Origin of the sequence: Sphingobacterium puteale (genome assembly GCF_003627955.1) — a bacterium.
Lineage (GTDB): Bacteria > Bacteroidota > Bacteroidia > Sphingobacteriales > Sphingobacteriaceae > Sphingobacterium > Sphingobacterium puteale.
In genome coordinates this window covers 90,005-99,593 of the sequence record NZ_RBWS01000027.1, presented here as the reverse complement: position 1 = coordinate 99,593, position 9,589 = coordinate 90,005, and the positions used below count along the sequence as shown (strand labels likewise).

Annotated in this window: 10 protein-coding genes; 2 read left to right on the top strand and 8 right to left on the bottom strand. The window is 43.1% G+C overall.

All coding sequences use genetic code 11. The annotated features are described in order from the left end of the window. Positions 1–75 precede the first annotated feature (75 nt). Positions 76–384, top strand: coding sequence for an ATP-binding protein (locus D7322_RS26210; protein WP_121127149.1), 309 nt, complete (start codon positions 76–78; stop codon positions 382–384). A gap of 28 nt (positions 385–412) precedes the next feature. Here the strand turns inward: D7322_RS26210 and D7322_RS26205 are convergent, their stop codons facing one another. The 4 genes from D7322_RS26205 to D7322_RS26195 all read right to left on the bottom strand — a co-directional run bounded on the left by D7322_RS26205 (position 413) and on the right by D7322_RS26195 (position 2,129). After that, complete coding sequence (locus D7322_RS26205; protein WP_121127148.1) at positions 413–1,033, bottom strand: hypothetical protein; 621 nt, start codon at positions 1,031–1,033, stop codon at positions 413–415. 300 nt (positions 1,034–1,333) lie between these two features. After that, entirely contained in the window at positions 1,334–1,705 is a 372-nt protein-coding gene (locus tag D7322_RS26200; RefSeq protein WP_121127147.1) for a hypothetical protein, read from the bottom strand. Then, positions 1,683–1,814: a hypothetical protein gene (locus D7322_RS29155; RefSeq protein WP_262707669.1), complete on the bottom strand. Its 132-nt coding sequence runs from the start codon at positions 1,812–1,814 to the stop codon at positions 1,683–1,685. The genes D7322_RS26200 and D7322_RS29155 overlap by 23 nt, the downstream gene beginning before the upstream one ends. A 6-nt stretch (positions 1,815–1,820) precedes the next feature. After that, positions 1,821–2,129, bottom strand: a complete 309-nt coding sequence (locus D7322_RS26195; RefSeq protein ID WP_147430549.1) for a hypothetical protein — start codon at positions 2,127–2,129, stop codon at positions 1,821–1,823. A 314-nt stretch (positions 2,130–2,443) separates the two neighbouring features. On the opposite strand from D7322_RS26195, the gene D7322_RS26190 reads away from it, so the two are divergent. After that, complete coding sequence (locus D7322_RS26190; RefSeq protein ID WP_121127145.1) at positions 2,444–2,875, top strand: hypothetical protein; 432 nt, start codon at positions 2,444–2,446, stop codon at positions 2,873–2,875. 105 nt (positions 2,876–2,980) lie between these two features. Here the strand turns inward: D7322_RS26190 and D7322_RS26185 are convergent, their stop codons facing one another. The 4 genes from D7322_RS26185 to D7322_RS26170 are packed head-to-tail and all read right to left on the bottom strand — an operon-like array spanning position 2,981 to position 9,555. Beyond that, positions 2,981–3,781 carry an endonuclease/exonuclease/phosphatase family protein gene (locus D7322_RS26185; protein ID WP_121127144.1) on the bottom strand — a complete coding sequence of 267 codons (801 nt, stop codon included), beginning with the start codon at positions 3,779–3,781 and terminating at the stop codon, positions 2,981–2,983. A gap of 8 nt (positions 3,782–3,789) precedes the next feature. After that, positions 3,790–4,665: an endonuclease/exonuclease/phosphatase family protein gene (locus D7322_RS26180; protein ID WP_121127143.1), complete on the bottom strand. Its 876-nt coding sequence runs from the start codon at positions 4,663–4,665 to the stop codon at positions 3,790–3,792. Positions 4,666–4,678: 13 nt separating this feature from the next. Then, positions 4,679–6,274: a RagB/SusD family nutrient uptake outer membrane protein gene (locus D7322_RS26175; protein WP_121127142.1), complete on the bottom strand. Its 1,596-nt coding sequence runs from the start codon at positions 6,272–6,274 to the stop codon at positions 4,679–4,681. 5 nt (positions 6,275–6,279) lie between these two features. Then, positions 6,280–9,555: a SusC/RagA family TonB-linked outer membrane protein gene (locus D7322_RS26170; protein WP_121127141.1), complete on the bottom strand. Its 3,276-nt coding sequence runs from the start codon at positions 9,553–9,555 to the stop codon at positions 6,280–6,282. Positions 9,556–9,589: the final 34 nt, after the last annotated feature.

The following is a 9,589-nucleotide window of genomic DNA, read 5'->3' as shown; positions in this document are numbered from 1 at the left end:
CATCGACAGCATCTGATCTCTTTTTTCCTTTGAACTCATTAAGCAAACCTCGGAATTATAAAGCGTTCATAAAATATGCACTTGGTCGGGCGGATACTTCACAATCATTTACTTGCTGAAGGTTATGCCGTTCAAATTGGTATTTTATCTTCCTACGAAATCGATTTTATCGCGGAAAAAAATGGTGAAAAATTATACCTTCAAGTAGCCCTATCACTTTTGGAGGAAAAAACTATAGAACGGGAATTTGGCAACCTACAAAAAATCAACGATAATTACCCAAAGATGGTCATTACCATGGATTCGTTTACAGGAAACACTATTGACGGCATTTTAGCAGTTGACCTACGAAGTTTTCTAACTAACCGATGGAAAAAATACTAAAGGGAAAATGTTAAAATCGGAACGGAAACTATTCTGAACAATGAAAAGTATTCCACAATCCATCCAACTTTGACCATACCGAGGCAGATCTCTCTTGCGGTGAGAACTGATGAAAAATAATCGTATGGTCGTTACCGGGACATTTTTTCAGATGTACTATTGCCTGAAGTGTGATGGGCTGTTTGCCCATATAATCTACCATCTGGATGGTTCCAGTAAAGGTCGACTCGTCTTCACCTTGGGGTTTGGTCAGCTTCTGGAATTTTGCTTTCGTCTTCTTTATCAACTCCTTTGGTAATGCGCGTTTTTCGATATTGCGATTTACCAGTCCATCAAAATAAATGGACAGGTTATTTTCAATTGTTTTTGTATCAAGAATTTGGCTTCCTTCAACATACCAGAGAAAAGCATAAGACCAATACTCATCGCTCTCGGGTTTACTCCATCCTGTTGCAAAGCGTACATCTTCTACTCCCTTATAGGGGATATTAGGCGCAAAGTCTATGGGTATCGGAAACCGCTCTATTCCCCAGCCATCAAGACTAAGGGTATATGGAGCCTTCCAAGCGACAGGATCGAATTTTTCTTGTGCCCGAAGTGCTGTATGGAGAACAAAAACAACAAGTAGTATAAAGAATAGCCTTATCATAATTAACTCATTTATTGCTGATTAAATAAAGTTAACGATTTTTGATTAAAACTCGCTGCAATTTATACCAATAGTCTAAGGGCACGCGCCGATACTTTGTTGTTTCTACTGTTTTAACAGTATACATATCATGAGTTCTTGTATGAAGGTGATAAAAAAGAGGACAAAACTTTTAAAGTTGGTAATCTTGAATTCGCAAAAGCTAATTTAGTTTATGATAGATCGACCAACAAGTATTTTTTGGAAGTGCAGGCAACGCAGGAGATCTCTTTTTTCCAAATTATGTAAGATCTCTTAATATTAATCCTGCTTGGCCACAACCCAGCGGAAATGAAAACGGTGCTTTTGGCGACCCATGTAAATTAGTGACACCATGTCGTTCACACCTTCGCAAGTGTCGTTCACACCTTCCCAAGTGTCATTCACATCTTCATAAACGTCATTCACACCTTCCCAAGTGTCATTCACACCTTCATAAACGTCATTCACACCTTCATAAACGTCATTCACACCTTCGCAAATGTCGTTCACACCTTCGCAAATGTCGTTCACACCTTCATAAATATCGTTCACGCCTTCATAAACGTCATTCACACCTTCGCAAATGTCGTTCACACCTTCGCAAATGTCGTTCACACCTTCGCAAATGTCATTCACACCTTCGCAAGTCATTCACACCTTCCCAAGTGTCATTCACACCTTCCCAAGTGTCATTCACACCTTCCCAAGTGTCATTCACACCTTCATAAATGTCGTTCACGCCTTCATAAACGTCATTCACACCTTCTTAAATGTCGTTCACGCCTTCATAAACGTCATTCACACCTCCGTAAATGTCATTCACACCTTCGCAAGTGTCATTCACACCTTCCCAAGTATCGTTCACACCTTCCCAAGTGTCATTCACACCTTCCCAAGTGTCGTTCACACCTTCCCAAGTGTCATTCACACCTTCCCAAGTGTCGTTCACACCTTCCCAAGTGTCGTTCACACCTTCCCAAGTGTCATTCCCACCTTCATAAACGTCATTCACACCTTCCCAAGTGTCATTCCCACCTTCATAAACGTCATTCACACCTTCCCAAGTGTCGTTCAAACCTTCCTAAGTGTCATTCACACCTTCCCAAGTGTCGTTCACACCTTCCCAAGTGTCGTTCACACCTTCGTAAGTGTCATTCACACCTTCATAAATACCTTTCACACCTTCGTGGTAATCCGTAAAAACTAAAAATCATACAACGACCTACCTAAAATTCATACATCCAGGGCAGATTACTGGGCTAAATTTGGTATAAGATAACAGATCGATTGGACTCAGGTAGTACCGGTCGGTCAATAGAGAACAACTCCAAGGCCGATCCAGGAGGATAATAAGGATAAGCAACAATAATAAACTTAAAAACATTAGAAATGAAAACATTAGTAAAAAGAATCATCGGCACCATGAGCATTGGTGTGATGACATTAGGAATTTCGCTGAGCGCAAATGCGCAAAGTATTAAAACTGAAAAAGAAGGAAAAGCTGAGAAAGAGGTAAAGACGAGCAAAGAAACCAAATCTTTTGCAACACAGTCTGTATGGTATGATGTCGTAAAAATTAATCCTTCGGGTGGTGACACCCCTTCTAATTATCGCATTGTCAGTATTGGGTCGGCGCCTTCGACATCGCCTAACCCGAACGATTGTGCCCAGCCTAACAGCTCGGGCCAATACTGTGCTTTCCAACTGACATTTGATGAAAATGAAGATAGCAGTTCGGCACTGGAGAAAGATGTATCCACTGCGATGTCCGATCTCACTGCTACCCAAACTGGGCAGGCACGGAATCCTAGCCATCCGTAGTTGTCGATTGTTAAGCAAAAGGGAGTCCAAAATACGGATTCCCTTTTGTTATTTCATCTGCTATTCTGCTCATGCGCTCCTATTGCTATAACCCAAGCACCTTTTCTAATCATATTGGAATACAACCGATACGGGCAGATGATCCGAAGCATATTGGCCCGCCAGCGCAACAGATGATACGAGGGTATAGCTGTTTGCGGCCTTGGGATTAAATATCACAAAATCTATTGCTTTGCTTGGCTGCCTTACCGGAAACGATAGCGGACAGCTCCCCATGCAAGACAAGGTAAATCCTTCTTTAAGCTTGAGCATTTCACTGCTTGATGGTATGGCATTGTAGTCTCCCCCCACAAACAATTCTTTACTCAATACGGCACTTATCTGATTAAGATACGCAGCCTGCGCAGTCCTATTGGGCACATTGAGATCAAAATGCGTAGCCGCAAATTCGATGTTTTTACCATTGGGCAAGGTAACTGTAGCAAGAGCAATACTTCGTTGTTCACCGGCTGTCGGCATTGGCAGCAGCTCCCGCCTCTTATTGGACATTGGATATTTACTTAATATGGCGACACCATATTCTCCTCCATTGTAATCAATGGACTTCGAGAAATGGTATTCCATTCCCAATAGTTTTGCCAATTCAGCAGCCTGATTGACTTTGCCCGAGCGTGGGACATTGACATCCACTTCCTGAAGTGCAACAAGTTCCGCACCACTGCTTTTTATTACCGCAGCAATGTTTGCCAGATTGACCACTTCCGAATTTTCGGGTGCTCCATGGTGAATATTATAAGTCATGGTTACCAACTTTTTCTTTGCTGGAGGGGTAAGTTCTATTTTCTCATCGCCACTGCAGCTAAATAAATTTAATAGAGCCAAAGCCCCAAGAATAATTTTTTTCATTTTATGGTCTATTTTGGAAGTTTTAATTTGAATTCAGCAGTCATTGGTAAAAAGTTATTGGCTGATTTGGAGAAAGTCCCATATTTGCTCAATTGCAGTTTGTCGTCGAGATTCTTAAATGTAATATAGTCAAATACGCCTGTAGGTTTGTCTTTTGGTGCATTCCAGGGACATCCTGTACCTAGGCAGGCGAAGGTAAAACTACCCTTGAGATAAGACAGCACAGGACCATTTGCAGATTCCTGTTCATTTAGATTTCCAACCAAAATCACAGGTTGGCTCAGTTTTTCTGTGGCATTGAGCAGATCAACGACCTGAAGAGCCCTGTTATTGGCTACCGAAGGATCAAGCTCAGTCCCGGCAAAATAAAGCTCATGTCCTTTCTCGACTTCGACTTTGATCATTGCCATACTGCGTAATTCGGCTGTATTCCCATCTTCACGACTTAACAATTGGCTATACTTTTCTTTGACCGGAAATTTTGATAATACTGCATTCCCGAATCCCCCAGTCTGGTAGTCTATATTTTTCTTGAAGTAAGATTCCATATGCAATTCCTTAGCAATGACTCCCGGACGATCTACTTTCCCCGCCCTCGTGGTCGCACTATCTACCTGTCTCAAAAACAAAAGGTCAGGATCATATTCTTTGATCAGTTCCATCATGGCATCAAAGTTGGCTACCGTCGTACCCACATTCATATTTAAGGACATCACCTTAAAGCTTTTTGTAGGCGTATCATCCGGTTCCTGCGGTTTTTCGGGCTCTTTCTCCGGCAGGAGATCCCAATCACCTGGGCTATAGGATTTTCGGCATCCATGTATTACCATACCGACTTGCAGGAATAGTAAGCCGAATAAGATTATCTTTATTTTCTTTCTCATCTGTAATGGACTTTTAATAATTTGGATTTTGTACCATATTGGGGTTAGCAATCATTTCTGCCTCTGGAATAGGCCATAGCCCTTCTCTATTTCTTTTGTATGTCCGGGTCTGCACCCTTACCAGTTCACCGGTTTTGGGGTTGGTGGCACCAAAGACCTCACCATTCATTACCGCTTCATCGATCCCCCAACGGCGGATATCAAAATAACGGCCACCTTCGAAAGCCAGTTCTGCCTGACGCTCACGGCGGATGAGTTCACGCATTTTAGCCTGCGTCCCATATATGCCACTATTAACGGCAGGCATCGCTGCCCTTGCGCGCACTTCATTGATAGCCGCAAGAGTTTCGGCATTGTTCCATTGCCCCGTTTCTATCATCGCTTCGGCATAATTGAGCAATATTTCCGCATAGCGGATAATCATAAAATCCAGGCTGCCGCTCTTAGCCTGTCTATCTCTGGCGTCGATGTATTTTTTTATCCAATAGCCCGTCGCTGTGGACTTTGTCTCGCCAATTTTATCCGTCGGATTATAAAATGGATCTAGCGTATATTGATTCTGGAACTTATCATTGGGCACAAATACAGACGCTGTCAGTCGCGGGTCTCTGTTATTTTTATAATTTGGATTTTGCTGATAGATCAATATGGAGTCGCGTCCAAGCTCTTGGATGGTTTTACCCTGTTTGGTCTCATAATTATTGACTACGGTATTGGTCGGTGAGAGATAGGTTTCGCCTCCAATCCCAAACGGCGCAAAAGAAGTCCAGGCATTGGAGCAGCCATTTTCCTTAAAGAATATACGTTCATCATTCAGCTCACCTACATAGCTAAAGAGCTCGGCATAACTATCATTTTTACTTGCTGTACTGATCCAGAGTTTATAAACTTTGGAGTCAATCACCTGTTTTGCGGTTGTTTTGGCTAATTCAAAATCTTTATAGTACAATCCCAGCCGGGATAGCAGGGAGAGACATACGCCACTGGTCATGCGCCATCGATCAGCATTTACATAACTTGCCGGCAGCTTTGTGGCACAGTCTCTCAATTCGGCTACTACAAAATCATATACCTCTTTTTGCGGAGTACGAAAAGATTGATTTTCCGTTGGTGTGAGTGGTTTAGTCAATAAAGGGATATCACCAAAAACTAGCATCAGTTCCATGTGATAATAAGCCCGTAGTGCCCTTGCCTCCTGCTTCATTCTTTCTTTCAGTTCGGCATCAATATAGGCCCCATCTATATTTTCCAAGAATCTATTCGCTCTACGGATACAGGTATAATCGTCTGCCCATAGGCTGCTGGAGACTCCCCAGCGGCTGGAGGCCAAGCCCCGTGTGAAGCCATCGTATTCGCCTTTAAAGTCACCGCGCTGCACTGCTTCGTCCGTAAGCCCGGCATAATACATGATGTTTCGTCCGGAACTGCCTCCCGGAATTCCTGCATAGACAGTTGCCAGGGCGTTATATCCATCCGTTTCGGTATTCCACCACTGCTCATCCGACACTCCATCCGGACTGTCAACGGTGAGGAATTTTTCACAAGAACTAGTTAACAGAGCCGTCAATAGTAGGCCCAGAAATTTTATTTTGATTTTTGTCGTATTCATTTTTCTTAGAAATTAGCCGTTAACCCAACAGAAAATATGCGCATCATGCCATATGTCCATGATCCACCTTGCGACTCGGGATCCGCCATTTTCAACTTTGTAAAGAGAAACGGATTTTGCGTATTGACATATAGACGTGCATTTTTTATCCCGTATTTATTGAGGTAGGCACTATTGAATCGGTAGCCCGCCTGAATAAATTTAACACGGAGGTATTTGGCATTGAATAGCCAAAAATCACTGCGCAAGATATTGTTTGCGGGGTTTGCCAGCAGACGTGGATAGATCGCATCCTGGTTATTTTCGCGCCAGGTATTGGCTGCCCGATAGGTAGTCGGGATACCACCCGATGCACTTAAATTGAGCGGATGCCATAAGTAGCCAGCAGATTTACCACCGAGATTGGCCGAATAATCATGGTTACCAGCCCCCTGCAACAAGAATTCAAAATCAAAGTTTTTATAACTGAAACTCACGTTGCTAAAATAATTGATCCGTGGCGTGGGATCACCGATCACTTTTTGGTCGCTTTCATCAATCATTCCGTCACCATTTAAGTCCACATATTTGATATCTCCGGGACCTTCGCCTGCGAGAGCCGGAACCAATGCTGTCTTCTTGTCGGCGGCAAAATCATCATACTGTAGAATACCATCCGTTACATAGCCATAATGGCTTTTAATCGCATACCCCACCTCATTGGTGGATATGCCCGAATAATATGGCCCACCCAATAGCTCAGTAATCTTATTTTTATTATAAGAAATACCCGGTCTTATGGAAAAACTAAAATCGTCACCGAGCTTATCGTTATAATTCAGCGACAATTCCATCCCTTTATTGCTTACCTTACCGGCATTTAAAGGAGCGGCTCCAATTGCACCCGAGGGTGCGACAGTTGGTTTGAGAAGGACATCCTTCGTTCTTTTATCGTAGTAATCAAAGGTTAAGGAAAGCTTATTCTTAAAAATAGACATATCCAAACCCAGATCGAGGATATTCACCTTTTCCCAAGTAATGTTTGGATTCCCCCATACGGACTCGAGTCCGTTGGTGGCATTGATGAGATTTTGATAGAGGTACAGACCAATATTCTCATTACCCAGTTGTCCGTACGAAGCTCTCAGCTTCAGATTGCTAATGGCTTCCACATGAAAAAAGTTTTCATTATGGAGGTTCCAGCCCAATGCTATGGATGGGAAAAATCCGTATTTCTTTCCGGGGCCAAATTTGGATGAGCCATCTGCACGAAAGGATAGTTCGGCAAGGTAACGATTGTCATAAGAATAATTTGCTTTGGCATAGCTGGATACCAATGACGATTCTTTCCAATAGCCCTCATTAAATTTTTCAACGGAAAAACCACCCATTGCAAAAATATTGTGCTTTTTGAAAGTCTTGTTGTAATCCAGTGCACCGCTCAAGTAATAATAGGTATTTCTGGTTTCCGAATAGGCGTTGCGTTGTACGGCCCAGGTCTGTACCAGCTGTTTGGTATAATAGTCAAAGAAATAAAAATTATCTCTATTCTGTTTATACACATCACTGTTGAGCCTATAGCTAAACTGTCCACGTAAGTTTAAATTATCAGTAATAGACCATTTGGGCTGTAGATTGATTGTTGCCTGGTCATATTGATAACCAATGGTACCGCCGACCTCTTCATAGGCCAATGGATTGACAATATCGGCATATCGACCATAGATTGTTGGCCACCCTTCCTCTTGGGGGTATTTGGGCAGTACCGTTGGTGGCAGCCGGTAGAGATCGTCCAGTATTCTGCTTCCCCCATTATCTATGGCCCTATTAGGGTACAAGGTATTCCGTCTGATTCCTAAAACATCCAGATTAATCAAAAACCGTTTAGAAAGCGATACAGAGGTATTTGCCCGGATATTAAAACGATCCATCTTGTTGAGAGGCAACATTCCCTTCTGATACATATAATTTCCTGTCACCGCGAAACGGGCGACATCATTACCCCCGCTGACGGCCAAGGAATGGGAGGTCAGGGGACTGTAATCATCAATGACAATATCCGTCCAGTTGGTATTGGGATAATTGATGGGATCTTCACCAGATTCGGTTTTGCTGATCTGTTCATCCGTATAGAGTATTTGTCCACCGGAGGCTACCTGAGCATAATTATACATGCGCATATAGGTGGGTGCATCGACAAATTCAGGAAGGATTGTTGGCGATTGCTGTCCATAGTAACCATCGTAAAGGACATTGATCTGCCCTGCTTTACCGCGTTTGGTCGTTACCAAAATAACACCATTTGCTGCTCTGGCCCCATATATCGCTGCTGCCGCAGCATCTTTTAATATGGTGACACTCTCGACGGTGACGGGATCGATATGATTCATATCCATAGGTACACCATCGACCAGCACTAAGGGATCCGAGTTATTTAATGTGGAAATACCACGTATTTTAATACTCGCCGCATCACCACCGGGCAAACCAGACCCCTGTTGTACGGTAAGACCCGTCACGCCGCCCTGCAGTGATTGTGAAAGATTGGTAATGGGCTTCCCTTCGATATTGGATTTGATATCCAATGACGCTACGGAGCTAGCAATATGTTTTTTCTGCATTTCTGTCATACCCACTACCACAACTTCATCCAGGTCAGCGACGTTTGGTTTGAGCGATACGGTGAGGTTGGCTTCTGTCTTATTGACCAGCACCTCTTTGGAGAGATAACCTACCGCAGTAAAGGACAACCGGCTTCCTTTAGCTATCTCCAAGGAATAATAGCCTTGATTGTCCGATACGGTCGTGGCCGTTCCTCCTTTTTCGGACACCGTTACGCCCCCCAAGGGACTGGGAGGTTCCGACGTATTAAAAATACGCCCTTTGACAGAGACTTTTTCCTGTAGACCTGCTGGTCCGGCTGTACTCGCCGAGCGCATACCCTGTCCGGGTATTACGGTTATCTGCCCTATTCCATGTGCGATATTTAAATTAAACTTCCCGAGCACCTGCCTTAAGGCCGGGACCAGTTCCTCTTTATCAATATCAACATTTACCCGTTTGCCCGTCAATAAATTTTCGGGGTACAGCAGCGCAATATCGGTCTGTTTTTGAACGGATTGCAAAAAATGCTTCAATGGTACATTTTTCATTTTGAGCGTAATTCGCTGGGGAAACGCAAGTGCACTTACAGAAAGTAAAACTCCTGTAATGGCAAGGGATCCTATCTTCATATTATACCTAATTTTAGGTGACAATAGTTGTCCAGAGGAGAGATTTTGTCCCACCTGTTTTTTTTTCATAATTTTGATGAAATTAAATTTTAGAAACGTTTAA